Annotated in this window: 26 protein-coding genes; 23 read left to right on the forward strand and 3 right to left on the reverse strand. The window is 43.9% G+C overall.

Going from position 1 to position 23920, the window contains the following annotated elements:
• The first annotated feature begins 50 nt into the window (after positions 1-50).
• The 12 genes from DW251_RS02775 (at position 51) to DW251_RS02830 (ending at position 10044) form a co-directional block, all read left to right on the forward strand.
• Positions 51-1196, forward strand: a complete 1146-nt coding sequence (locus tag DW251_RS02775) for a CpaF family protein (RefSeq protein WP_118300296.1) — start codon at positions 51-53, stop codon at positions 1194-1196.
• Positions 1197-1305: 109 nt separating this feature from the next.
• Positions 1306-2004 carry a type II secretion system F family protein gene (locus DW251_RS02780; protein ID WP_182433567.1) on the forward strand — a complete coding sequence of 233 codons (699 nt, stop codon included), beginning with the start codon at positions 1306-1308 and terminating at the stop codon, positions 2002-2004.
• A gap of 13 nt (positions 2005-2017) precedes the next feature.
• Positions 2018-3289 carry a type II secretion system F family protein gene (locus tag DW251_RS02785; protein ID WP_118300183.1) on the forward strand — a complete coding sequence of 424 codons (1272 nt, stop codon included), beginning with the start codon at positions 2018-2020 and terminating at the stop codon, positions 3287-3289.
• Positions 3290-3303: 14 nt separating this feature from the next.
• Entirely contained in the window at positions 3304-3546 is a 243-nt protein-coding gene (locus DW251_RS02790) for a Flp1 family type IVb pilin (RefSeq protein ID WP_118300184.1), read from the forward strand.
• A complete protein-coding gene (locus DW251_RS02795; protein WP_021870013.1) occupies positions 3546-5474 on the forward strand; it encodes a DUF5702 domain-containing protein in 1929 nt (642 codons plus the stop codon). The genes DW251_RS02790 and DW251_RS02795 overlap by 1 nt, the downstream gene beginning before the upstream one ends.
• A gap of 57 nt (positions 5475-5531) precedes the next feature.
• Positions 5532-6533, forward strand: coding sequence for a hypothetical protein (locus DW251_RS02800; RefSeq protein WP_118300185.1), 1002 nt, complete (start codon positions 5532-5534; stop codon positions 6531-6533).
• A gap of 22 nt (positions 6534-6555) precedes the next feature.
• A complete protein-coding gene (locus tag DW251_RS02805) occupies positions 6556-7047 on the forward strand; it encodes a prepilin peptidase (RefSeq protein WP_118300186.1) in 492 nt (163 codons plus the stop codon).
• Positions 7044-7481, forward strand: a complete 438-nt coding sequence (locus tag DW251_RS02810; protein ID WP_118300187.1) for a hypothetical protein — start codon at positions 7044-7046, stop codon at positions 7479-7481. Before DW251_RS02805 ends, DW251_RS02810 begins: the two co-directional genes overlap by 4 nt.
• Complete coding sequence (locus tag DW251_RS02815; protein ID WP_118300188.1) at positions 7471-8913, forward strand: DUF6382 domain-containing protein; 1443 nt, start codon at positions 7471-7473, stop codon at positions 8911-8913. The genes DW251_RS02810 and DW251_RS02815 overlap by 11 nt, the downstream gene beginning before the upstream one ends.
• Positions 8904-9083 carry a hypothetical protein gene (locus DW251_RS02820; protein WP_118300189.1) on the forward strand — a complete coding sequence of 60 codons (180 nt, stop codon included), beginning with the start codon at positions 8904-8906 and terminating at the stop codon, positions 9081-9083. The genes DW251_RS02815 and DW251_RS02820 overlap by 10 nt, the downstream gene beginning before the upstream one ends.
• A complete protein-coding gene (locus DW251_RS02825) occupies positions 9070-9489 on the forward strand; it encodes an HIT family protein (RefSeq protein WP_021870019.1) in 420 nt (139 codons plus the stop codon). The genes DW251_RS02820 and DW251_RS02825 overlap by 14 nt, the downstream gene beginning before the upstream one ends.
• Before the next feature lie 6 nt (positions 9490-9495).
• Positions 9496-10044, forward strand: a complete 549-nt coding sequence (locus DW251_RS02830; protein ID WP_021870020.1) for a sigma-70 family RNA polymerase sigma factor — start codon at positions 9496-9498, stop codon at positions 10042-10044.
• A gap of 69 nt (positions 10045-10113) precedes the next feature.
• On the opposite strand, the gene DW251_RS02835 is transcribed toward DW251_RS02830, so the two are convergent.
• On the reverse strand, positions 10114-11184 hold the full coding sequence (locus DW251_RS02835; RefSeq protein WP_118300190.1) for an undecaprenyldiphospho-muramoylpentapeptide beta-N-acetylglucosaminyltransferase: 1071 nt from the start codon (positions 11182-11184) through the stop codon (positions 10114-10116).
• 137 nt (positions 11185-11321) lie between these two features.
• Between DW251_RS02835 and DW251_RS02840 the strand changes: the two genes are divergently transcribed.
• From DW251_RS02840 to fsa, 9 genes are all read left to right on the forward strand, one after another.
• The gene (locus tag DW251_RS02840) at positions 11322-12098 is read left to right on the forward strand and encodes a DUF4367 domain-containing protein (RefSeq protein ID WP_118300191.1); all 777 of its coding nucleotides are present in this window, start codon (positions 11322-11324) and stop codon (positions 12096-12098) included.
• A gap of 16 nt (positions 12099-12114) precedes the next feature.
• A complete protein-coding gene (locus tag DW251_RS02845; protein ID WP_147352211.1) occupies positions 12115-12636 on the forward strand; it encodes a hypothetical protein in 522 nt (173 codons plus the stop codon).
• A 418-nt stretch (positions 12637-13054) separates the two neighbouring features.
• Complete coding sequence (locus DW251_RS02850) at positions 13055-13483, forward strand: zn-finger containing protein (protein WP_021868771.1); 429 nt, start codon at positions 13055-13057, stop codon at positions 13481-13483.
• Positions 13484-13730: 247 nt separating this feature from the next.
• Positions 13731-14669 (forward strand): phosphate ABC transporter substrate-binding protein, encoded by a 939-nt coding sequence (locus tag DW251_RS02855; RefSeq protein WP_118300193.1) that lies wholly within the window; start codon positions 13731-13733, stop codon positions 14667-14669.
• A 79-nt stretch (positions 14670-14748) separates the two neighbouring features.
• Complete coding sequence (gene pstC / locus DW251_RS02860; protein WP_021868769.1) at positions 14749-15681, forward strand: phosphate ABC transporter permease subunit PstC; 933 nt, start codon at positions 14749-14751, stop codon at positions 15679-15681.
• Positions 15678-16580, forward strand: coding sequence for a phosphate ABC transporter permease PstA (pstA, locus tag DW251_RS02865; protein ID WP_118300194.1), 903 nt, complete (start codon positions 15678-15680; stop codon positions 16578-16580). Before pstC ends, pstA begins: the two co-directional genes overlap by 4 nt.
• 31 nt (positions 16581-16611) lie before the next feature.
• Complete coding sequence (pstB, locus tag DW251_RS02870) at positions 16612-17373, forward strand: phosphate ABC transporter ATP-binding protein PstB (RefSeq protein ID WP_243034862.1); 762 nt, start codon at positions 16612-16614, stop codon at positions 17371-17373.
• A 79-nt stretch (positions 17374-17452) separates the two neighbouring features.
• Positions 17453-18109, forward strand: coding sequence for a phosphate signaling complex protein PhoU (phoU, locus tag DW251_RS02875; RefSeq protein ID WP_021868766.1), 657 nt, complete (start codon positions 17453-17455; stop codon positions 18107-18109).
• Between the two features lie 248 nt (positions 18110-18357).
• Positions 18358-19011, forward strand: a complete 654-nt coding sequence (fsa, locus tag DW251_RS02880; protein WP_021868765.1) for a fructose-6-phosphate aldolase — start codon at positions 18358-18360, stop codon at positions 19009-19011.
• A 227-nt stretch (positions 19012-19238) separates the two neighbouring features.
• On the opposite strand, the gene DW251_RS02885 is transcribed toward fsa, so the two are convergent.
• Both DW251_RS02885 and DW251_RS02890 read right to left on the reverse strand, forming a co-directional pair.
• The gene (locus tag DW251_RS02885) at positions 19239-19988 is read right to left on the reverse strand and encodes a DeoR/GlpR family DNA-binding transcription regulator (RefSeq protein WP_118300196.1); all 750 of its coding nucleotides are present in this window, start codon (positions 19986-19988) and stop codon (positions 19239-19241) included.
• A 48-nt stretch (positions 19989-20036) separates the two neighbouring features.
• Positions 20037-20759 (reverse strand): DUF554 domain-containing protein, encoded by a 723-nt coding sequence (locus tag DW251_RS02890; RefSeq protein ID WP_021868664.1) that lies wholly within the window; start codon positions 20757-20759, stop codon positions 20037-20039.
• A gap of 222 nt (positions 20760-20981) precedes the next feature.
• Between DW251_RS02890 and DW251_RS02895 the strand changes: the two genes are divergently transcribed.
• On the forward strand, positions 20982-21506 hold the full coding sequence (locus DW251_RS02895; protein WP_118300197.1) for an adenine phosphoribosyltransferase: 525 nt from the start codon (positions 20982-20984) through the stop codon (positions 21504-21506).
• Between the two features lie 100 nt (positions 21507-21606).
• Positions 21607-23892, forward strand: coding sequence for a bifunctional (p)ppGpp synthetase/guanosine-3',5'-bis(diphosphate) 3'-pyrophosphohydrolase (locus tag DW251_RS02900; RefSeq protein WP_118300198.1), 2286 nt, complete (start codon positions 21607-21609; stop codon positions 23890-23892).
• The last annotated feature ends 28 nt before the right edge of the window (positions 23893-23920 follow it).

Below are 23920 nucleotides of genomic sequence, written 5' to 3' on the forward strand. Positions count from 1 at the left end.
GTTTAAACGGAAGGCGGGAAGTGATCCGGGGAGAGTTAAGAAGAAATGTCATGGGGCAGTTAAAAGATCAGATCTATTTAGAGGATGAACAGCTTTATGAACAGATCGATACAGCGATCCGGCAAAAGGGGAAAGAAACTTATCTGCCTTTAAAGGAACGGCTGTGGCTGCGAAACAGTCTGTATGACAGTTTCCGTCGGCTGGATATCCTCCAGGAACTTTTAGATGATAAAGATGTAACCGAGATCATGATCAACGGGGCGGGAAAGATCTTTATAGAGAAAAAGGGAAACATGGTCTTATGGAACCGCCGGTTTGAAAAAACAGAGCAGTTAGAGGACATTATCCAGCAGATCGTAGGAAAGGTAAACCGGATCGTCAATGTATCTTCTCCCATTGCAGATGCCAGGCTGGAGGACGGATCCAGAGTCCACATTGTACTGCCGCCTGTTGCACTTGACGGTCCGGTGGTGACCATCAGTAAATTCCCGGATCCCATTACCATTGAGAAGCTGATCCGTTTCCAGGCACTGACAGAGGAAGCAGCCCAGTTTTTAGAGCAGCTGGTAAAAGCGAAATATAACCTGTTTGTCTGTGGCGGTACAAACTCCGGGAAAACAACTTTTTTAAATGCTCTTTCCTCTTTTATACCGGAAACAGAGCGTGTGATCACCATTGAAGACTCTGCAGAGCTGCAGATCACCCATGTTCCCAATCTGGTGCGGTTAGAGACCCGCAATGCCAATACAGAAGGAGAAGGTGAGATCACCATCAGTCAGCTGATCAAAGCCTCTTTGCGTATGAACCCCTCCAGGATCATTGTAGGGGAAGTAAGAGGGGCAGAGGCCTTAGATATGCTTCAGGCTATGAATACAGGCCATCCCGGTTCTTTATCTACCGGTCACGGCAACAGTCCCCAGGATATGCTTTCAAGGTTGGAAGTAATGGTGCTTATGGGAGCAGAGCTGCCTTTAGATGCGATCCGCAGCCAGATCGCGTCGGCCCTTGATATTATGGTTCATTTGGGAAGATTAAAAGACGGGAGCAGAAAAGTATTATCGATTGTAGAAATAGGGGGATATAAAAATGGAAAAGTGGAACAGAAGCCACTTTTTGTCTATGACAGAGAGGAAAAAAGACTTAAGAAAACAGGGGAACTTAAGGCGAGGGAAAAACTTGCTGATGCAGGAGATTAACAGAAAAAGGTGGAGCAGGTCTTCTGGCAGGGAAAAGTAGAAAGAGGATTTAAACGGCAGGGCAAGACCGCCGGATTACAGGGAATATCAATTATCCCAAAAAGAATGGATGCAATATCTGATCATGGGAGCCGGGGCAGCAGGACTTTGTGCTTATACATTTTATCGCAGTGTACTTGCATTTTTATTTCTTCTTCCAGTGGCTTTTCTGTATCCGGTCTATAAGAAAAAGGATCTGAAAAAAGAACGGATCCGCAGGCTGACACTGCAGTTTAAAGAGGGGATCATGGTTTTGGCATCTTTCTTAAGCGCCGGTTATTCTCTGGAAAACAGTCTTTCGTTAAGTGTAAAAGAATTGGAAGGCCTTTATGGAAAAACAGGGATGATCACAGAAGAGTTTTCCTATATGGAAGCAGGGGTAAGGATGAACCGTCCGGTGGAACTGCTTTTAGCTGATATGGGAAGGCGCAGCGGTATTCAGGATGTGGATCAGTTTGCCCAGGTATTTGCAGCGGCAAAACGAAGCGGAGGGGAACTGACGGATATTATAAGCCAGACGGCCGGGATCATCCGTGACAAGATACAGGTACAGGAGGAGATCCATACACTGACAGCTGCCAGGGTATTTGAACAAAAGATCATGAACGGAATTCCTTTTGGGATCATATTGTATATCGATTTTACATCACCGGGCTTTTTTCATGTTATGTATGAAACCTGGCTGGGTCGTATTTTTATGACAGCGTGCCTGGGGATATATGTGGGAGCAGTATTTCTGGCAAAGAAGATCCTGGATATCCCATTATAAGGCAGATGAATGTATGAAAGAAACGAAGAGAAAATTTTATAAAAAGATCTGTAAGTGGAAAAAGCAGATTTTATGTGTGGGAGCCGGTATTTTTCTGGGAATTGCTGCATGGCTGGCACAGGGCATGGATCCTGTAATAGAAGCAGGAAATGTGATCCAAAGACCGGATATCGATGATGGACAGGTGGACCAGGAACTGTATGTAAAGGGGCTTGTGGATCAGGAGAAGGAAGTGGTTTTAAAACTGCCTGTTTCTGCAAGGCAGTATACAAAAGAAGAAGCATATCAGGCATATGAGGAAATCTTAAAACAGCTTCCGGAATGGATCAAAGGGGACAACCTTTCACTGGAAGAGGTAAGGCAGGATCTGGAGCTGCCTGCATACTGGCAGGGAGCAGGAGTGCATCTTAGCTGGCAGTCATTGGATCCGGAACTGGTGGAAAGTGATGGAACCGTGCATACCTGGGAGTTTGAAACAGGGGATGAGGCTATCGATCAGTGGCCGGTCATCTTAAAAGTGAGGATGACAGATGGAAACTGGCCGGAAGAATATGAGATTCCCATTAAAGTCAGGCCTCCATTGTATACAGAAGAAGAACGTACCATACAGGAATTTACATCACTTCTCACATCAGAGGAAGAGGTACAGAAACATCAGGATCAGGTTACACTGCCCTCTGTATACAAAGACAGGGAGATTTCCTACAGCACAGCCAGGGAACCTGTATTTCTTCAAATGTGCTTTCTGGGGGCAGTTGCAGCGGTATTTATAAGCCTGAAGGAAAAAAGCGACAAAAAGAAAGCAGAAGAGGAACGGAAAGACCAGCTGCTTATGGATTATTCCGAGGTGCTGTCACGGCTGATCATTTTCCTAGGGGCGGGCATGAGTATACGCACTGCCTGGGACCGGATCGCAGAGGATTATAAAATGGCTGTGAAAGAAGGACGCAGAGGGCTGCGTTATGTATATGAAGAAATGTATGTTACCAGCAGTCAGCTAAAAAGCGGGGAGTCAGAAGCACGTGCTTTTGCGGAATTTGGAAACAGATGCGGGCTGCAGCAGTACAGGAAGTTTTCCGGGCTTTTAGAGCAGAATCGAAAAAACGGCTCTAAAAATTTAAGGGAAACACTGCGGTTAGAAATGGCAGATGCCTTTGAGCAGCGTAAGCACCAGGCAAAACGTATGGGAGAAAAAGCAGGTACAAAATTGTTGATCCCGCTGTTTCTTCTCCTGGCTGTGGTGATGGCGATGATCACGGTTCCGGCATGGATCGCGTTTGGTTAAAAGGAGGATATGAGATGGAAAAGCAAAGAGATAATCATATAGAACAGAATGTAACGGAACAACATACAACAGAGCAGGGCGGAATTTATAGAAAGATCAGGGATTTTGCGCTGGATGAAACAGGTGTGGGGGTGATAGAACTTGTGCTCATCCTGGTGGTCCTGGTAAGTCTTGTGATCGTTTTTAAGAAGCAGATCAACACACTTTTAGAAAATATCTTCAAGCAGATCAATACAAAATCAAAAGAGGTTTATTGATGAGAGAAAAGGGAGAAGTTACCGTCTTCCTTGCGATGATCCTGGTGATGATCATGACACTTTTGCTGGTTATGGCAGAGTCAGCCCGTACAGCGGGGCAGCGGCTGTATCTCCGAGTAGCTTCAAATTCAGCAATGGAGTCTTTGATGGCACAGTATCACAGAAGCCTTTGGAATGAATACAGGATCCTTGGACTGGAAACGGACAGTAAAGGCCTTTTAGAGGAAGAATTTAAGGGCTTTCTGGAACCTTATATGAAGGCAAAAAACTGGTATCCGTTGAAAACAGAGGATGCAGTTGTAAAAGACATGGCAGTGCTGACAGAGGGAAAAGGCAGCTGTATGGAGCAGGAGATCCTTGATTATATGAAATACGGGCTGGCAGGTATACTCTGGGAGTCTATGACAGAAGGGGAAGCCAAAGAAGTTCTGGGGGATATAAAAAATGCGGCCAGTGTGAACCGTGTGTCAGATCTGTATGAAGAACACAGCAAAGAAGCAGTTGCCCTTGAAAAAGCCCTTGAAAAATTAAATGCCAGACTGGAACAGCAGAAAACACACTGGGAAGAAGGACTGGACTGCCTGGAAAGTTTAAACGGCGAAGGCATGATCCGAAAATGTGAAGCTGTGATCAAAGACCTGAAGGCAGTTCCGGGACTGGTGGAAGCTTATGAAAAAAAGGCAGACCAGATGGAACGCGCCCTTAAAAAAAGCAGGGAGAAATTTGTATCCGAGGAAGATCTAAAAGAGTCTTCCCGGGGACCTTTAACAAAAGAGATCCGGTCTTATGAAACCTACATTTCCCAGGACGGAGAACGAAGAAACATGATCCGGGGACTTACAGAAAAAAGCAGGGAAAATATCCGGTTTATGGAACAGCTGATAGAAGAGGCAGAAGAAGTGATCCAGTATATTGACGACTGGGAACCTTCCGATGAAGAGGATGATCTGGATGAAGAAGAACTGTGGGAACCGGTGATCCGCCATATGAGCCGGTATCCGGTTCTGACATTGGGAGTTTCTTTTGGAGTAAAAGACAAAGAAAAAGAGGGATGGTTAGAGAAAATCAAATCAATGAGTGGAAAAGGCATTTTGAAGATAGTATTACCGCCAGACTGCCAGGTTTCAGAAAAAAGACTGCCTCTTTTACAGGCACCGTCTGCTCTTTCAAAAAATGACACTGCACATTTTCAGGGGATTTCCAGCTTGATGGATCGTTTAACAGTATCTGAGTATGGGGTGCGGTACTTTTCCCATTTTGAAAAAATAAAAGACAAGGATAATTTTTACGAACTTGAATATATTTTATATGGGAAGAAAACGGACAGGGAAAACCTGGAGGCATCTGTTTTAAAACTGGTTTCTGTACGCCAGGGATTGAATATGATCCATATATTATCAGATGGAAAAAAACGTCAGGAAGCAGAAACGCTGGCAGCGGCTATAACAGGAGGTGGTAGTTTGCTTCCGCTGACAGCAGTGGTAACTTTTTTTGTTATGGGTGTGTGGGCTTTGGCAGAGGCAATGGCAGATGCGAGAAGCCTTTTAGACGGTGGAAAAGTACCTCTTATGAAGACCGGCTCTGACTGGAAACTGAGCCTGGAAAATGTTTTGAAAACAGGAGCAGAAGGAAGACTTCCGGATCTTGAAAAAACGGATCCTGAAAATGAAATGGGACTGGATCTGAAAGGATATCTCAGGCTGTTTTTATTTGTAAGTTATGGTACGCAGCCTTTATTCCGGATGATGGATATAATGCAGATCAATATCCGCAGGGAACAGCCGGACTTTTTGTTAGAACAATGTGTCTGTATGGTGGATATGGAAGCTGTATTTTGTGGAAAACCTGTATTTTTTTCTTCAGGTCCGTGGAAAACTGCCGGAAAGAGCCGCTTTGCTGTAACGGGAAGTTATCTTTCTGTTCCCTGAATGACAATGTATCCGGACATATTCCGGGAGAATATTACAAAAGAAAGGAGGCCTGTGATGATGCCCTTTTTCAGGAGCAAATCTTATTCTAATTATTTAACACGACACTCCATTTATAAATCAAAAAAATTTTTCGCACCTCTCCAAGTACGAACCCATAAATATGTAGCACTTTTAAAACAGAAAAAATTTTCCGGAAAAAGGGCATTATCATGGGTCTCCTTTGGAGGACGGAGAAACATTACAGAGGAAAAAAGAGGAAGTCTTACATTAGAAGCTGCCCTTTGTTTTCCGCTGGTGGTATTTTTCTGCGTGATCCTGATCATGCCTATGATCCTGATGGACAGGCAAAGGCAGATCCAGGCAGCAGTCGAGTCTGTGGGAGAAGAGATCAGCCAGTATGCCTATGTTTCTTATCTTTATAAATCCGGAAAGGGAGAAACATTAGATGTCAGTGGCACAAACGAGCGGGAAGGTAGTCAGCTTCTTGAAAAAGTAACAGCTGCATATGCTGTTGAGTCAGTGAAAAGAAAGATTTCGGAGCAATGGGTCCGGGATCTTAGTTTTTATGGGACGCAGATCACGGAAGATGAAATGCTTCAGATCATTATGAAATATAAAATGCCACTGCCATTTTCCCTGTTTGGCCAGGATAGTGTGGATGTGGAAACGGTTTGCAGCCGCAGGTTGTGGACAGGGGCAGATGGAGAAAGAGGAAAAAAGAAGGCAGAAACCGGGGAACAGGATGAAAGAATGGTTTATATAGGAAAGTCCTCTACCCGGTATCATTTGCAAAGCACCTGCCATTATCTTTTTCACAACCTGACCCAGATCCATTCAGATGATCTTGTAAGTATACGCAATCAGGATGGAAAAAAATATAAACCCTGCTCTGCCTGTAAAAGCAGTGAAAATGCTGGTCCGTATTATGTCCTTCCCTATGGGACCAGTTATCACAGCAGGGAAGATTGCCGGTCGCTTACTGCATATGTACAGGAAGTGCCCTTGCGGCAGGTGGAATATTTAGGCCCCTGCTCGTACTGTGCGGGCGGAAGGTAAAAATGAAAAGGAGAATACAAAAATGAATATGAAAATGGGGATAGAAGCAGCACTGAGGATCTGTTTTTTATTATTTTTACTGTCAGCTTCCTGGCAGGATCTAAAGAAAAAGACTATTAAAAAAAGTACGTTCCAGATATGGGGAACGGTAGGGGTCATTCTTCAGGCAGCACATATTTTCAGCCAGATTTTTATGGGAACAGAAAAAATGGAAATGCAGGTGATCGTACAGGAAGTTACGGGCCTTATGTTTGCAGCTTTATTGGGAATTTTGTTATTAAGCCTTTCTACTGCTACGGAAGAAGCTATGGGAAAAGGAGATGGCTGTTTCTTTCTGGTAGCAGGGATCTTCCTTGGTTTCTGGAAAAATATGCTGCTGTTATCCGGCGGTCTGTTTTTATGTTTCCCGGCAGCTGTTTATCTGATGATAAAGGGAAGAAAAGCGAGAAATACAGAAAGCATCCCGTTCTTGCCATTTGTGTTTCCGGTGGGACTGGGGGTCCTGTTTTTATGAATAAAAGAAGGGAAACTGTATTAAAAGATGAAAGAAAAAAGCGAAAATCCATAGAAACAGAATGGAAGGGAAGCCTTACAGTAGAGGCTTCCTGTGTTATGGCTGTGGTGCTGTTTTCGCTGGCAGCCCTTATAGGAAAAGCAGGGCAGATCCATGATGAAACGGCAGCAGCTATGGTGCTTCACGAAGGTGTAGAGAAATGCCGACATGAAAAAAGTATAAGATCAGAAGATGCAGAAGCATTTTGCAAAAGGAATGCAGGGCTGATGCTGCGGTATACGGATCTTTCTGTTTCCATACAGGAAAAGGGAGCAAAAAAGATGGGAAAAGTGAAAGGAGGGGACTGGGAAAAACAGATTGAGATGAAAGAATTCAGACCGGAAGAATTTATGCGGATGGTCACAGGGATAACCGGGGGTACAAATGAGAATTGAATATATACGGGAAATGAAGCGCAGCTATATGACAGTAACAGGGGAAGGAGTGGGGGAAAGCTATGAAACCGGCATGCTGGCTAAAAACCAGATCTCCGGTCTTCTGAAAATGAAGATAAAATACATGGATGGAGTACCTGTATATTGTTATGATATTACTTCCCGCCAGCCTGTAAGCCGGCTGTTTGAAAGCCGGCCTGCAGGTGAAAACCAGGTGAGAAGTTTTTTTCTGCAGCTTTATGAAACATTAGACCGGATGGAAGCGTATCTTTTAGGTGATGGAGGGATCCTTTTAGATCCGGAACTGATCTACGCAGATCCGGAAACCTTTCAGATGGGCTTTTGTGTGGTACCTGGAAGAAAGGAAGACTTTAGCAGCCAGTTGTCTTTATTCCTGCAATATCTTATGAAGAACATAGATCACAGGGACAGGGAATGTGTGGTTCTTACCTATGGACTTTACCAGACCAGTATGAAATATAATTATGGGATGGAAGATATGATGGCACTTCTTTCTAAGGAAGAGGAAAAAGATTTAAAGACGGAAAAAGATTTGCTTATGGAACGGAAAGGAGACGGAAAAACAGAAACAAGACCAGAAATAAAAACAGAGAAAGAAGATATGGCAGAAGAGTCATCTTTGTATGGGCTTGAAAATGATGCACAGGAGGAACGGGAGCTATTTTCAGAGGGAGGAACGTATGCAAATAATGGATGGAGCCTGTGGAAGAAACTGTTACTTCTTTTTTTTACTGCGGTTATGGCAGCGGGTGGTACCTGGTTTCTGTATGGCTGGTCTGTATTAAGAAAAATGTGGGTCTATGGGGCTGCAGGGGGCGGAATTACAATATTAGGAACGGTTTTGCTGCATATGATGCGAGGAAAAGTCAGGGGTTTGCTTCCTGGAAAATATGGAGGAACCGGTGTGAAAGAGCCGGAAAATTCCTGGCAGGTGTTTTATGAAGAGACAGAAGAAGCGCAGAATGTAGAGAAAGCAGAAAAAATAAGACAGGGATCAGCGCCGGAAAAAATACCGGGATATGTACCTGCAAGAGAAAAGACAGCAGAAAGACAGCAGGAAAAACAAACAGAGGAACTTCAGGAAGAATGTCAGACTATGCTGCTTACTGTAAAAGAGGAGCCGGATCATATGCTGGTATCGGCAGGAGAAGAAAATGAAGATATTGCAGTGGGATATGTTCCCTTTGTGATAGGAAAACATACAGGGCTGGCGGACTATATTTTAAATAAAAGTACAGTAAGCCGTTTTCATGTAAGGATCACAGAGGAGGATGGGCAGTATTTTCTTACAGATCTGAATTCCACAAATGGAACAAAGGTCAATGGAAGACTGCTGGCAGCCAACGAAAAAGTGGTGCTCAGTCAGGGGGATGAAGTGTGGATCGCAGAGGAAAAGTACCTTTGGAGATAGAAAAAGTCATAAAACGACAGGAGGTGACAGAAACAGACATGGAGAGGGGACGTTTTTTTGGAGATATTGCAGAAATGCGCTTAACAAGGGAAAAAAATTATGCTAGTATTATAAACAAGAAAAGCGCTTATCGACACAGAAGAGGAGGAATTAAAAATGGCAGAAGATAATTGTATTTTTTGTAAGATTGCAAGGGGGGTGATTCCTTCTACAACTGTTTATGAGGACGAGGATTTCCGTGTGATCCTGGATCTGGGTCCGGCATCAAAAGGACATTCACTGATCCTGCCTAAAAAGCATTTTGCCAATGTATGTGAGCTGGATGCAGAGACAGCGGCAAAGGTGCTTCCACTGGGAGCGAAGATAGGAGCTGCTATGAAGAAGGGGTTAGGCTGCGCCGGATTTAACCTGGTTCAGAATAACGGTGAAGCAGCAGGACAAACTGTAATGCATTTCCATATGCATGTGATCCCGCGTTATGAGGGCGGTCCTGCCAATATTGCCAACTGGGTACCGGGTACAGCATCCGCAGAAGAATTAACGGAAGCAGCAGAGAAGATTAAAGGCTGTCTGTAGTCACTTATGATCAAACGTATGGATGAAGAAGCAAAAGCGAGTTTTGAAGAAATGTATCTGACCTATCAGGATACCTTAAGACGTCTTGCTTATGCTTACGATATACCAGTGGATGATATTGACGATATCATTCAGGACACATTTGTTTCCTATGCAAGGTATGATTATTCCCTGAAACAACCGGAAGAGGGGAAGAAGATCTTGCTTGGCAGGATCCTTAGAAGCCGTTGTATGGATTTTCACAGACAGAAAAAGAAACGATATTGTGAAGATCTGAATGGAGAAACGTTTGCAGCCGAAGAGTACAGGATGCAGCTGCATCAGCCTGGGTTAGTAGACGTTTTCTCCGGAAAAGAGCGGTGCAAAGCGATCCTGGACGAAGTGGACCGTATGCCGGAAAACTGGCAGAAAGTTGCGGAGTTGAAATTAATAGAAGGACGGCCAACCAGTGAAGTCTGTGATCAGCTTTCTATTTCAGAGAAAGCCTGCTATTCACGGGTCAGCCGTATCAGAAAGTACATAAAATCACTTTTGAAACGGGAAGACTGGCCCTAGACAGGACCATGTTCTCCCGAAACAAAGGGAAATCCGTTGCTGGCCATGCAATGCATGAACAGTAACAATTTAAGAATGGGAAACGCAGGACTCTATCAAAGAGGTAATGGTTTCTACCGCATTGCTGAGACTGCTTTTTTCCATTGCATTGATATAGGTTTCCCTGTTTTTGTAAAGATCAAACACAGCAGTGCTTAAGGTTTCATCTGAAAGTTCTTCTTCTTTTAAGACTTTGCTGAAGCCCTGGCGTGCGAAGGAATCTGCATTTAAGATCTGGTCACCGCGGCTGGCAGCAGCAGAAAGCGGGATCAGAAGGTTGGGCTTACGTAAAGCCAGAAGTTCGCAGATGGAATTAGCACCTGCACGGGAGATGACGACATCAGCAGCAGCAAAGAGATGCTTTAAAGGTGCATCTACATATTCATACTGTACATATCCTTCGGTATCGATCAGGCTTTCATCCAGATTGCCTTTTCCGCAGATATGTATTACCTGGAATGTATTTAAAAGCTGTGGAAGGATCTTTCGTACCGCTGTGTTTACAGCAACAGATCCAAGGCTTCCGCCAATGATCAGAAGGACAGGTTTATCTTCTGTTAAATGAGCGTAGGACAGGCCCGCTTTGCGGTCACCTTCTAAAAGTTCTGCACGGATAGGAGAACCTGTAAGAACGGCTTTGTCTTTTGGAAGATATTTCAGTGTTTCCGGGAAATTGCAGCAAACTTTTGCGGCAGATGGAATACAGATCTTGTTTGCAAGGCCGGGAGTCATATCGGATTCATGGATAATAACAGGAACCTTATAATGTTTTGCGGCCAGAACGACTGGTACAGCAACAAAACCACCCTTGGAGAATACAACATCTGGTTTATAACGCTTCATAAGGCGAAGTGCCTCAAAATAGCCTTTTGCTACACGGAAAGGATCAGAAAAATTCTTCAGATCAAAGTATCTGCGCAGCTTGCCTGAGGAAATGCCGTCGTAAGGAATGCCGGCACCTTCGATCAGTTTGCGTTCGATACCCTGGTAAGAACCAATATAACGGATTTCATAGCCTGCTTTCTTTAAAGAAGGAAGAAGAGCAAGGTTGGGAGTAACATGACCGGCAGTACCGCCGCCGGTTAAAATGATTTTTTTCATAAAAACCTCCTGAAGGAAAAACATCTACTAATATAGTAAGCATTAACTGCAAAAAGTCAACCCTAAACCGAGAGGGAACTTAAGGTATTTGACAACTGAGGTGTAAAGTGGGAAAAACAGGAAGATTGAACTTGGAAATGAATGACTGGATGGGAAATCAAAATAAAAAGAGGGGAAAACTGACTGACAGTGATATTTTAAAGCAATTTGAACAGGCAGAAAAAGATACCCGTTTTTTGCCTATCAATCCGCCTCCCAAGGATGAGTTTGACCAGATCTGGTCACGGATTCAGGCGGAGCAGGCTCTTTTCTCAGAGATTTCCAATACAACGAACACCAAATCATCCCGTAAAACCCGCAGGCGCCCTGTAAGAAAAGCACTGGTTGTGGGGCTGGCAGCAGCAATTATGGTTATTGGCGGATGCTTTGTGGCCATGGGAACGAAATCTTATTTTTATCGGGATGGGAGAAGTGTAAATCAGGGAGTAGTTTATAATAATGACTCTGGAGCTTTGATGGTTCGTAGTGAAGAAGAGGCATATGAGAAGATAGCGGAAGAATTAGGAGTTAAGACGCTGAAGTTGGGGTATATGCCGGAGGGGATGTATTTTGAAAAGCTGATTGTGGATAAAGGGTATACAAAATTACAATATAAATATAAAGATAGTAATATATTTTTTATTCAGGCAAAATCAAGCTTAAGAACTTCTATAACTCATGCATCTGATACGAATGAAAAATATGAAATATGGAATGCTGGATTACATATAAATATAAAGGTATGTGATGAGAGTGTAAAATCAGAAGAGTGGGGCTATATGGCGGAGTTTGTTTATAATGGAGTGTATTACTATTTATCAGGAATTATGGAGCAGAACTATTTTGATGAAATATTGAAAAAAATTCATTTCTAAAATGTATGGAGGCTTAATGAAAAAATTAATACGAGCAATACTATGTTGTCTAGTAGCAATCAATGTATTTATGTTAACTGCATTTGCTGCAGTTCCATCACCGGAAGTATATACGTCTATTGATCAGAAGTCAAATTTATGTGATGTAAAAACAAAGTATAGTATTGGAAGGGCGCAATCTAATGCAAGAAGAGGGACTTTTTTTGACTCGGCAGATGTAATTATACGGGATGAGGGTAATGGAAATATTGGAGCATCTGCACATGCAAATTTAAGAAAGCCTGTAACAGAATTATATGTTTCTCTGTATCTGGATCGGTATAATAAAGAAAAAGATGTATGGCAGCAGGTTGATTATGTTGACTTTGAATATACATTAGAGCAGTATCCAGATGGTATAGAGGATCCGTCCATTAGTGTTACATTCACAAACCAGAAACGTGGCTATTACTACCGCATCAGAGGAGCTTTCTCCGCAGGTGATGATGACTGGTACGAAGGCTTCGGACCAACTACCGATGGTATTTGGATTGAATAAGATATAGACTATCCAACACAATTTAATTAAGTAATAATCCATAAGTAATATAACTTGAAACTTAGAAAAGCAGCTTCCCACCCAAGGGCAATTGAAACACTCAATCCCCTGGCAGAAGCTGCTTTTCTAACATTTAAGGTAAAACTGTCAGTGGCAGTTCTGCTTAATATCATGTATAATAACTCGATGTAGGCAAAATGATTGCTCTGATACCGAATTGCTACGTGCTTTGCACTCTCGCAATTCTAAAAACATCCGTAATCCGCTCATTTTTCTTCAAAAAATGGCTTCTTACTCATGTTTTTGGCGGGCCCCAAGGTCAAAACTCCTTCTGCAAGCAAGCTTGCGTCGGATTTCCGACCTTTTGACCCTGGTATCATAATATTACATTTCATAAACATTGAGGAGAAATATAACTATGCGTGATTATTTAAACAGACTCAGACAGCAGTTTCAGCGCTTTATGATCGGAAGATATGGAATGGACCAGTTTGGGCGGTTTCTGTCCGGTGTGCTTTTAGCGTTGATCATCTTTAATTTACTGATCCCGGCGGCTCTGCCTTCTAGAATATTATGGGCACTGGAATGGATCGTGCTCATTATATTGTATGCAAGAATGTTTTCCAAAAACATTAATAAGCGTTATCAGGAAAATGAAGCCTTTTTAAGACGGCAGTTTTATGTATCAGAATGGTGGAAGAAGTGGAAATTCCGCTATCAGGAAAGCAGAAAGTATCATATTTACCGTTGTCCGAACTGCAAACAGAAAGTGCGTGTTCCAAGAGGAAGAGGACGGATCAGCATCCACTGCCCGAAGTGCGGAACTGATTTTATCAAGAAAAGTTAAAAAAGACTGTATGACAAGACCGGCTGTATGGAAGCTGGTCTTTTTTGCGATTTTATAGCGCATTTTTGTGCGTGCAATCTGATCGATTTACTTAAATTTTACAAAACCTATACCATACCTTGCTTTCAGCCATTGTAAAACTTTTGTATACTCCACAATGTAAGAACGAGAAAACAACAAAGAAAAATATAAATACCGCAAAACAATACAAACATAAAGCGGTACAAAAGTGGAGGAAAAGATAATTATGAAAAAAAATGGCATGAAAGTAATGGCAATGATCGGTTCTGCAGTAATGGCAGCAGGTATGCTTGCAGGATGTGGAAACTCCGGTGCAGCAGCTACCACAGCAGCGACCGCAACTACAGCAGAGCAGACAACTGAAGCAAAGGCAGAAGAAACAACAAAAGAAGCAGCAACAGAAGCAAAGAGCGCAGATGCAGATTTAAGCGGATCCATCAGCATGGTAGGTTCCACTTCTATGGAGAAGTTCGCAAATGCATTAAGCGAAGCATTTATGGAGAAATATCCAAAGGTAACAGTAACCGCTGAGTTCGTAGGTTCCGGCGCTGGTATCGAGGCAGTTTCTAACGGAACAGCAGATATCGGTAACTCTTCCAGAAACTTAAAAGATGAGGAAAAAGCAAAGGGAGTTGCAGAAAACATCGTAGCAATCGATGGTATCGCAGTTGTAGTTGATCCTGCAAACACAGTAGAAGATCTGACCAAGGATCAGCTGACCAGCATTTATGACGGAACAGTAACCAACTGGAAAGATGTAGGCGGAAATGATGCTCCAATCGTAGTAGTAGGACGTGAGGCAGGTTCCGGTACAAGAGGTGCTTTCGAGGAACTGTTAAAGCTGGAAGATGCCTGCAAGTACAGCAATGAATTAGACAGCACCGGCGCAGTAATGGCAAAGGTAGCATCTACCCCAGGTTCCATCGGATATGTTTCCCTGGATGTATTAGATGACACTGTAAAGGCATTAAAATTAGACGGCGCTGAGCCAACCGAAGAGAACATCAAGGCAGGAAAGTACTTCTTAAGCCGTCCATTCGTAATGGCTACTAAGGGCGAGATCAGCGAGCAGAGCGATCTTGTAAAGGCACTGTTTGACTTCATCTACTCTGACGAAGGCTCTGAACTTGTAAAATCTGTAGGTCTGATCACAGCTGACAAATAATCAGTGGACAGATAACACGAAAAAGAAATAAAGACGATAAAAAGTGTGAGTCATACAAAACGAAAGGAGACTGTCTGCAATGACACAGGAAACATTTTCCGTCCGTTCCCATCATGGCAGCAAGTCTACAGTAGAAAGAGCTGCAGAAGCGATCTTCACCGCATGCGGCTTTTTCGCTGTTCTGGCTGTTGCTTCCATTACATTATATATGATATTCAGCGGTACACCGGCGCTGTTTAAAGTAGGCATCTTGGATATCCTTTTTGGTACCTTATGGCAGCCGGCTGCTGCTACACCAAGTTTTGGTATCCTGTATGTTATCCTTACATCCATTGTGGGAACCTTTCTGGCGATCCTGATCGGTGTGCCGGTTGGCGTGATGACAGCAGTTTTCCTGGCAGAAGTAGCGCCGAAAAAACTGGCCAATGTAGTCCGTCCGGCAGTAGAGCTGTTAGCAGGTATCCCGTCTGTTATCTACGGTCTGTTAGGTATCCTGATCTTAAATCCTCTGATGTATAAAATGGAACTGGCTGTATTTAAAGGTTCTTCTACTCATCAGTATACCGGCGGCGCAAACCTGATCTCCGCAGTGCTGGTACTGGCGCTGATGATCCTGCCAACCGTCATCAACATCAGTGAGTCTGCTTTAAGAGCTGTTCCGGGTCATTTAAAAAGCGCTTCCCTTGCATTAGGCGCTACAAAGATCCAGACTATTTTCCAGGTGATCCTTCCTGCAGCAAAATCCGGTATTATCACAGCCGTTGTTTTAGGAACAGGAAGAGCCATCGGCGAGGCAATGGCTATTACACTGGTATCCGGAAGTTCCGTAAACTTCCCCCTTCCATTTAACTCCGTCCGCTTTCTGACTACTGCTATTGTAGCAGAAATGGGATATGCATCCGGACTGCACAGAGAAGTATTATTTACCATCGGCCTTGTATTATTTGCATTTATCATGATCATCAACATTGGTTTAAACAGTATTCTGAAGAAGGGAGAGAAAACAAAATGACAGGTGAAGCCGCTATCCGTATCAATGAAAACTCCGTGATCCGGGAAAGCATTTATGGAAAACGCATCCGCAGCACAGATGTGATCTTAACCGGTATTATCTACGGATGTGCCAGTCTCTCCATGCTCCTTCTCATCGGAATTTTAGGTTATACCTTTGTAAGGGGTGTCCCACATGTGACCTGGTCCTTTTTAAGCACTGTTTCCAGCGCTACAAAGGGAACCTTTGGTATCCTTGGAAATATTATCAACACTCTTTATATTGTAGTGATCACTCTGCTGATCGCAACTCCTATTGGTGTAGGTTCTGCTGTTTACTTAAATGAGTATGCAAAACCGGGAAAGATCGTCCGTCTGATCGTATTTACAACAGAAACACTTTCCGGTATTCCTTCTATTATATTTGGTCTTTTCGGAATGGTGTTTTTCGGAAATACACTGGGACTGGGCTACTCCATTCTTACCGGTTCCCTGACACTGACTTTAATGATCCTTCCACTGATCACAAGAACCACCCAGGAAGCATTAAAGACCGTTCCTGACAGTTACCGTCACGGTGCACTGGGAATTGGTGCTACCAAGTGGTATATGATCCGCACCATCCTTCTTCCAAGTGCTATGCCTGGTATCCTTACAGGTGTTATCCTGGCGATCGGACGTATCGTAGGTGAGTCTGCAGCTTTACTGTTTACTGCAGGAAGCGGCTATTACCTTCCAAAGAACCTGTTTGGCAAGGTACTTGAGTCAGGTGGTACACTGACTATCCAGCTGTATCTGTTTATGCAGAAGGCAAAATACAATGAAGCTTTCGGCGTAGCAGTTGTTCTTCTGGTGATCGTACTGGCGATCAACGCACTGGCAAAATATCTGTCCCACCGGTTTAATGTAGAGACAAGATAAACGTGAAAGACGCGAAAGGGAAATGAGTATAATGGAAAATAAAGTAAAGATCTCCACACAGAACCTGAACCTGTACTATGGAGAAAATCATGCACTGAAAAATATTAATCTGGACCTTTATGAAAATAAGATCACTGCATTTATCGGACCATCCGGATGTGGAAAATCTACTTATTTAAAAACATTAAACCGTATGAATGACCTGGTTCCAAATGTAAAGATTGAGGGAACCGTGCTTCTTGACGGGGAAGATATTTATGATCCGCAGGTAGACACCACACTTCTTCGTAAAAAAGTGGGAATGGTGTTCCAGCAGCCAAATCCATTTCCGATGAGTATTTATGATAATGTGGCTTACGGCCCAAGAATTCACGGTATCAAGAACAAGGCACAGTTAGATGAGATCGTAGAGCGCAGTTTAAAGGGCGCAGCTTTATGGGATGAGGTTTCTGACCGTTTAAAGAAATCTGCACTGGGACTTTCCGGTGGTCAGCAGCAGCGTCTTTGTATTGCAAGAGCGCTGGCAGTAGAGCCGGAGGTTCTGTTAATGGATGAGCCTACATCTGCACTGGACCCGATTTCTACCTTAAAGATCGAGGACCTGATGGACGATCTGAAGAGCAAGTATATGGTTGCTATTGTTACCCACAACATGCAGCAGGCAACCCGTATTGCAGATTATACAGCATTTTTCCTGGTAGGCGAGGTAGTGGAATATGCTACCACAGATGAACTGTTTACCATGCCTAAGGATAAGAGAACGGAAGATTATATTACCGGACGTTTTGGTTGATGGAATGTGATCCTACGGTAAAATGTGAGAATGTAGAGTTGCGAAAATGTTGGAAAAGCAACGGAAAGGGGCATAAGGGATGCGCATTACTTATGAACATGAATTAGAGGAGTTGAATAAATGCCTGCGTGATATGGCCATGATGGTGGAAAAAGCCATTGAGCAGACTTTCGTGGCATTTGAAGACCAGAATTATACCATGGCAGAGGATGTTATTAAAGGAGACCGGAATGTAAATGACATGGAACGTGCCATTGAGTCCCGTTGTCTGTCCCTGATCCTTCGCCAGCAGCCGGTAGCAAGGGATCTGCGCCAGATCTCCACTGCTCTTAAGGTGGTAACGGATCTGGAGCGTATTGGAGATCATGCATCTGATATTGCGGAGCTGATCCTGCGGATTAAGAGTGATCATGCATACCACATTGTACAGCATCTTCCTGCTATGGCAGCGTCAGCCCAGAAAATGGTCCATGATGCAGTAGAAGCATTTATTAAGCAGGACGTGGAAGAGGCAGAGGAGATCATCCGCAGGGATGATGAGGTGGATGCGTTGTTTAATCAGGTAAAATCGGATGTGGTGGAGCTGTTAAAATCTGCGCCGTCCCATGCAGACCAGGGGATCGACCTGTTGATGATTGCCAAGTACTTAGAGCGTATTGGGGATCATGCGGTAAATGTATGCGAATGGACCCAGTTCTGTAAGACCGGTGCGCTGAAAAATGTGCGTATTATGTAAGGGGATTTAGATGTAAACACGAAAGAGTCCGCAGGCCGGGCTCTTTTTAATGCGTTTTTTATGCATGATATGCAAATTTTTAATGCGTTATTTTGCACGTATAGCCATAAAATGTGGCAAAGTAATGCGGAAATTTGCTTGACATGTGCATGGTCTGCGATATAATACAAGTATAAAATGATACCGGGGTAAAAACACGTAGCAATCCGGTATCGGTGGGAAGCAAAATGTAAGAGGAGGACTATTTCATGAAGTTTTTTATTGACACAGCAAATGTAGATGATATCCGCAAGGCAAATGATATGGGAATTATCTGTGGTGTTACCACAAACCCATCCCTGATCGCAAAAGAAGGCCGTGATTTTAAAGAGGTTATCAAAGAGATCACTTCTATCGTTGACGGACCGATCAGCGGCGAAGTAAAGGCAACTACTGTAACAGCAGAAGGAATGATCGAAGAAGGCCGTGAGATCGCTAAGATCCATCCAAACATGGTTGTTAAGATCCCTATGACTGTAGAAGGCTTAAAGGCAGTTAAGGTTCTTCACGCAGAAGGCATTAAGACCAACGTAACTCTGATCTTCTCCGCAGCACAGGCACTGTTAGCTGCAAGAGCAGGCGCTACCTATGTATCCCCATTCTTAGGACGTCTGGATGATATTTCCATGCCAGGTATTGATCTGATCTATGATATCACTGAGATCTTCCAGATGCACAACATCGAAACTGAGATCATTGCAGCAAGTGTCCGCAACCCGATCCATGTGATCGACTGCGCAAAGGCTGGCGCTGATATTGCAACTGTTCCATACAAGGTATTAGAGCAGATGACCAAGCATCCTTTAACTGACCAGGGAATTGCCAAGTTCCAGGCTGATTATAAGGCAGTGTTTGGTGAATAAAGTAGAGGAAAAAACTGCGTCAAAATCACCTGAAACCGATTTGCAAGTATCATTGTACACTGGCTTTCGCATGCACCTGTTCGCCTGTATCGGACTTTGTCCGCCACATTCGTACAGCTGCGCTCAAGATGTGTACAATTGATATTTGCAAATCGAACGGTCATTTTGACGCAGTTTTTTTGATTGGAAGAAGTAAGAGCCGCCCATACCGGGCGGCTCAAACTGTTTTATAGGAAATCTAATCCTCTGTTTTTATATCGTGATGCCATCTCCTGCGGCACATTTCCATCTGTGATGAGAGTTGTAAAATCCTCGATCCCACACACCTGGTATCGTGAAACAGTGTTCAGTTTGATGGGATTTACCAGTGCGATGACCCGGCTGGAGGAGTGGATCAGCTGGCGTTTGATGCTGACTTCTTCGGGATAAGGAATGGTCATGCCGTATTCCGGGTGGATGGCATAGACACCCATGAAGCACAGATCCGGGTGATAGGCAGCAGCCTGGGCAGCGGCTACTTCCCCTACTGTGGTCATGGAGTCTTTTAACAGATCACCGCCCAGGATAATAACACGGATCTGCTCTTTTAAGGAGCATACATGGGCAATGCTGTAGCTGTTGGTAAGAACTGTAAGCTTTAAATTATCAGGGATATTTTTGGCAAACTGGAGATTGGTGCTGCTGCCGTCAATGGCAACCAGCTGGTCCGGCTCCAGAAATTCCAGTGCCCGCATGGCAAGCTGCTGTTTTAAGGCAACATCCGCGGTTTCCCGGTCAAAGAAGTTGATGACCGGTTTTTCCAGAGGGATGGCACCGCCAAATACCCGTTTTAACTGTCCTTTCTGGTCCAGGTCTAACAGGTCACGGCGTATGGTATCTTCGGAAACCTTTAATTCCCCGGCCAGGTGGCTGACTACTACCTTTCCGGAGGTATGAAGTTTATTTAAGATCCAGGTCTGTCTTTCTTCTTTTAACATGATAATGTCCTTTCATAATCATATTCACAATGACAACCATAACCTGTTTTAAAATCCCAACAGGCATACGATAACCGGCAGGAATACAGCCGGAAGCATATTTGCGATCTTGATCTTTGTTCCAATGGTCAGATTTAAACCAAGGGCAAAGATAAGGATAGAACCGATACAGGAAAGGCGTCCGATCATCAGGTCTGTAAGATAGGGTTTTACCAGACCTGCAAGAAGAGTGATACTTCCCTGGTAGATGCCTACGGGAAACATGGAAAATGCAGCGCCGATACCTAAGGATGCTACAAAAACAATGGAAAGCACGCCGTCCATAACAGCTTTTGTAAAGAGCATGGTATAATCATGGTTTAAACCGTCTTCAATGGAACCGACGATGGCCATGGCACCGATGCAGAAAACAAGGGAGGTGCTTACAAAGGCTTCTGTAAAATTGGAGGAAGAGGAACCATTTGGAAGCTTGGATTTGACCCAGTCCCCCAGGTTTTCCATTCTCTGTTCCAGATCCAGACATTCACCGATGGCAGCGCCGATCGCCATGCAGATGACTACCACTAACGTATCTTTGGTCTCAAAGGTAGTTCCTGATACATTCATCAGTCCTTTGATAGCGCCTGTAACACCAACAAAGACCACACAGAGACCCACTGCGCTGGAGATCGTGGTCTGCAGCCGTTTGGGAATGCCATTTTTTAATAAAAGTCCAATACCGCTTCCTATAAGGATAGCAGCCATATTTACAAGTGTACCTAAGCCAGTCATATGTAAAACCTCACGATATATCGATATGTTCTGAAAATAACAAGGACATATTACCATATTTCAGGGAAGATTGGAATAAAGATTTGAGGGGCGTGTACTGCCCGGGGTTTACAGTGTCCGCCAGAGCAAGTATAATAGAAGTAATATTCCGATGCATCTTGTGCGGCATAGCCGTGCAAGATGAGTCGCTTAAGTAAATTTTAAAGAAACGAGGATATAAATATGAAAAAGCTGGAAGAATATGTAAGAAGCATCCCGGATTTTCCGGAACCTGGTATTATTTTCAGGGACGTAACTACCATCCTTCAGGATTCAGACGGTCTGCACCTGGCAGTGGACAGCATCCGCAATATGTTAAAGGATGTAGATTATGATGTAGTAGTAGGTCCTGAGTCCAGAGGATTTATCTTTGGTGTGCCGGTTGCCTATGCAGAGCACAAGGGCTTTGTTCCGGTCCGCAAAAAAGGAAAACTGCCTTGCGAGACTGTTTCTGCAAAGTATGCACTGGAATATGGCACTGCAGAGATTGAGATGCACAAGGACTCCATTACTCCTGGACAGAAGGTTGTTATCATTGATGACCTGATCGCTACCGGTGGTACTACGGAAGCAATTATCAAGCTGATCGAAGAACTGGGCGGCAAGGTAGTGAAGATCTGTTTTGTAATGGAACTGGCAGGACTTAAGGGAAGAGAACTTTTAAAGGGCTATGATGTTGAGTCTGCTATTATCTATGAGGGTAAGTAATCAGAACTCATAAGAAAGTAATAGGTATACCAGACCTTGCTTTTTTATTTAAAAAAAATTATAATGGTAACTAATTATTTGTAAAAAGGTGGCCACATATATGGGAAAAGAGGGAACAAAAGAAAAACTGGATATAGAGCTTGAAGCTCCGGCGGACTTTACCAGCCCGGAAGTGTTGTATCAGGATCTGGTCAAAACGATCCATAAATACCATCCTTCCGATGATATTTCCATGATCGAAAAGGCATACAAGGTCGCTGCAGAAGCACATAAGGATCAGAAGAGAAAGTCTGGAGAGCCTTATATCATCCATCCTTTATGTGTGGCTATTATCCTGGCTGATCTGGAGATGGACAAGGAGACCATTGCAGCCGGCCTTCTTCATGACGTAGTAGAAGATACCGTCATGACACTGGATGAGCTGACCAAAGAGTTTGGTCCGGAGGTTGCTTTCTTGGTAGACGGTGTTACCAAGCTGACTCAGTTAAACTGGGATAAAGATAAAGTGGAGATCCAGGCTGAGAACCTGCGCAAGATGTTCCTTGCAATGGCAAAGGATATCCGCGTTATCATCGTTAAGCTGGCAGACCGTCTTCACAACATGCGTACCGGCCAGTACTGGAAGCCGGAGAAGCAGAAGGAAAAAGCAAGGGAGACCATGGAGATCTATGCTCCTATTGCAGACCGTCTGGGTATTTCCAAGATCAAGATCGAATTAGATGACTTATCACTTAAGTTTTTAAAGCCGGAAGTTTATTATGACCTGGTAGAAAAAGTGGATCTGCGCAAAGATGCAAGAGAAGCTTTTGTCCAGTCCATTGTAGATGAAGTAAAGGCACATTTAGACGAAGCAGGCATTGAAGCCACCGTAGGCGGCAGAGTAAAGCATTTCTTCAGTATTTATAAGAAGATGTTAAAGCAGAACAAGACCCTGGATCAGATCTACGATCTGTTTGCTGTGCGTATCATGGTAGACACAGTAAAAGACTGTTATGCAGCTCTTGGTGTGATCCATGAAATGTACAAGCCAATTCCTGGTCGTTTTAAAGACTATATCGCTATGCCGAAGCAGAACATGTACCAGTCTCTGCATACAACTCTGATCGGCAGCACCGGACAGCCATTTGAGATCCAGATCCGTACTTACGAGATGCACCGTACTGCTGAGTATGGTATCGCTGCTCACTGGAAATACAAAGAGAGCGGAAGCGGACAGATCGCTGCCGGAAAAGAAGAAGAGAAATTAAGCTGGCTGCGCCAGATCCTGGAGTGGCAGCGTGATACAGATGATTCCAAAGAGTTTTTAAGCATGGTAAAGGGTGATCTGGACCTGTTCTCTGACAGTGTTTACTGTTTCACTCCGTCCGGTGATGTAAAGACTCTTCCAAGCGGCTCTACTCCTATTGATTTTGCTTATTCCATCCACAGTGCGGTAGGAAATAAGATGGTAGGCGCCAGAGTCAATGGAAAACTGGTTCCTATTGAATATCAGATCCAGAATGGTGACCGTATTGAGATCATCACCTCCCAGAATTCCAAGGGACCAAGCCGCGACTGGCTGAAGCTGGTACGCAGCACACAGGCAAAAAATAAGATCAATCAGTGGTTCAAGACCCAGATGAAAGAGGATAATATCATCCGCGGCCGTGATGCCATTGACCGTTATTGTAAGGCAAAAGGCATTAACCTGGCGGACCTTTCCAAACCGGAATTTATGGAAAAGGTAATGAACCGCTATGCCTTTAAAGACTGGGATTCTGTTCTTGCATCTATTGGACATGGTGGCTTAAAAGAGGGCCAGGTCATCAACAAGATGTTGGAAGAGCGGGAGAAGAAGCTGAAACGTGAGATCACTGACGCAGAAGTTCTGGACGGCATTGCCGATACAGATGGAAGAAGCGGCGAAGCAACTGTACGCAAGAATAAGAGCGGTATCGTGGTCAAGGGACTTCATGATCTGGCAGTTCGTTTCTCCAGATGTTGTAATCCTGTACCTGGTGATGAGATCGTTGGTTTTGTTACCAGAGGAAGAGGCGTTTCCATCCACCGTACAGACTGTATCAATGTGATCAACCTTCCGGAAGATGAAAGAGGACGGCTGATCGATGCTGAGTGGCAGGTGGCAGAAAATCCTACCAGTACAGAGCAGTATTCCACTGAGATCCAGATCTTCGCAAACAACCGTATCGGCCTTTTTGCAGATATTTCAAAGGTATTTACAGAAAAGCAGATCGATATTACTTCCATGAACGTGCGTACCAGCAAGCAGGGCCGCGCCACCATCATTATGACCTTTGATATCCATGGAACAGAAGAACTGAACCGTATTACCGATAAGATCCGCCAGATCGACGGTGTTCTGGATATCCAGAGAACTACAGGCTGATGAAACTGCTGCATCCGGCCGGATCTGC

It is taken from the genome of Clostridium sp. AM22-11AC (genome assembly GCF_003473545.1).
Classification (GTDB): domain Bacteria; phylum Bacillota; class Clostridia; order Lachnospirales; family Lachnospiraceae; genus Enterocloster.

Excerpts from the sequence above, each read along its gene's own strand:
- DW251_RS02855 (WP_118300193.1), top strand. The coding sequence starts at position 13,731 with ATGAAAAAAAATGGCATGAAAGTAATGGCAATGATCGGTTCTGCAGTA.
- pstA (WP_118300194.1), top strand. The coding sequence starts at position 15,678 with ATGACAGGTGAAGCCGCTATCCGTATCAATGAAAACTCCGTGATCCGG.
- DW251_RS02800 (WP_118300185.1), top strand. The coding sequence starts at position 5,532 with ATGATGCCCTTTTTCAGGAGCAAATCTTATTCTAATTATTTAACACGA.
- DW251_RS02835 (WP_118300190.1), bottom strand. The coding sequence starts at position 11,184 with ATGAAAAAAATCATTTTAACCGGCGGCGGTACTGCCGGTCATGTTACT.
- DW251_RS02825 (WP_021870019.1), top strand. The coding sequence starts at position 9,070 with ATGGCAGAAGATAATTGTATTTTTTGTAAGATTGCAAGGGGGGTGATT.
- DW251_RS02785 (WP_118300183.1), top strand. The coding sequence starts at position 2,018 with ATGAAAGAAACGAAGAGAAAATTTTATAAAAAGATCTGTAAGTGGAAA.
- DW251_RS02885 (WP_118300196.1), bottom strand. The coding sequence starts at position 19,988 with ATGTTAAAAGAAGAAAGACAGACCTGGATCTTAAATAAACTTCATACC.
- DW251_RS02840 (WP_118300191.1), top strand. The coding sequence starts at position 11,322 with ATGAATGACTGGATGGGAAATCAAAATAAAAAGAGGGGAAAACTGACT.
- DW251_RS02900 (WP_118300198.1), top strand. The coding sequence starts at position 21,607 with ATGGGAAAAGAGGGAACAAAAGAAAAACTGGATATAGAGCTTGAAGCT.
- DW251_RS02810 (WP_118300187.1), top strand. The coding sequence starts at position 7,044 with ATGAATAAAAGAAGGGAAACTGTATTAAAAGATGAAAGAAAAAAGCGA.
- DW251_RS02845 (WP_147352211.1), top strand. The coding sequence starts at position 12,115 with ATGAAAAAATTAATACGAGCAATACTATGTTGTCTAGTAGCAATCAAT.
- DW251_RS02890 (WP_021868664.1), bottom strand. The coding sequence starts at position 20,759 with ATGACTGGCTTAGGTACACTTGTAAATATGGCTGCTATCCTTATAGGA.
- DW251_RS02850 (WP_021868771.1), top strand. The coding sequence starts at position 13,055 with ATGCGTGATTATTTAAACAGACTCAGACAGCAGTTTCAGCGCTTTATG.
- DW251_RS02775 (WP_118300296.1), top strand. The coding sequence starts at position 51 with ATGGGGCAGTTAAAAGATCAGATCTATTTAGAGGATGAACAGCTTTAT.
- DW251_RS02780 (WP_182433567.1), top strand. The coding sequence starts at position 1,306 with ATGCAATATCTGATCATGGGAGCCGGGGCAGCAGGACTTTGTGCTTAT.
- phoU (WP_021868766.1), top strand. The coding sequence starts at position 17,453 with ATGCGCATTACTTATGAACATGAATTAGAGGAGTTGAATAAATGCCTG.
- DW251_RS02830 (WP_021870020.1), top strand. The coding sequence starts at position 9,496 with ATGATCAAACGTATGGATGAAGAAGCAAAAGCGAGTTTTGAAGAAATG.
- fsa (WP_021868765.1), top strand. The coding sequence starts at position 18,358 with ATGAAGTTTTTTATTGACACAGCAAATGTAGATGATATCCGCAAGGCA.
- pstB (WP_243034862.1), top strand. The coding sequence starts at position 16,612 with ATGGAAAATAAAGTAAAGATCTCCACACAGAACCTGAACCTGTACTAT.
- pstC (WP_021868769.1), top strand. The coding sequence starts at position 14,749 with ATGACACAGGAAACATTTTCCGTCCGTTCCCATCATGGCAGCAAGTCT.
- DW251_RS02805 (WP_118300186.1), top strand. The coding sequence starts at position 6,556 with ATGAATATGAAAATGGGGATAGAAGCAGCACTGAGGATCTGTTTTTTA.
- DW251_RS02895 (WP_118300197.1), top strand. The coding sequence starts at position 20,982 with ATGAAAAAGCTGGAAGAATATGTAAGAAGCATCCCGGATTTTCCGGAA.
- DW251_RS02815 (WP_118300188.1), top strand. The coding sequence starts at position 7,471 with ATGAGAATTGAATATATACGGGAAATGAAGCGCAGCTATATGACAGTA.
- DW251_RS02790 (WP_118300184.1), top strand. The coding sequence starts at position 3,304 with ATGGAAAAGCAAAGAGATAATCATATAGAACAGAATGTAACGGAACAA.
- DW251_RS02795 (WP_021870013.1), top strand. The coding sequence starts at position 3,546 with ATGAGAGAAAAGGGAGAAGTTACCGTCTTCCTTGCGATGATCCTGGTG.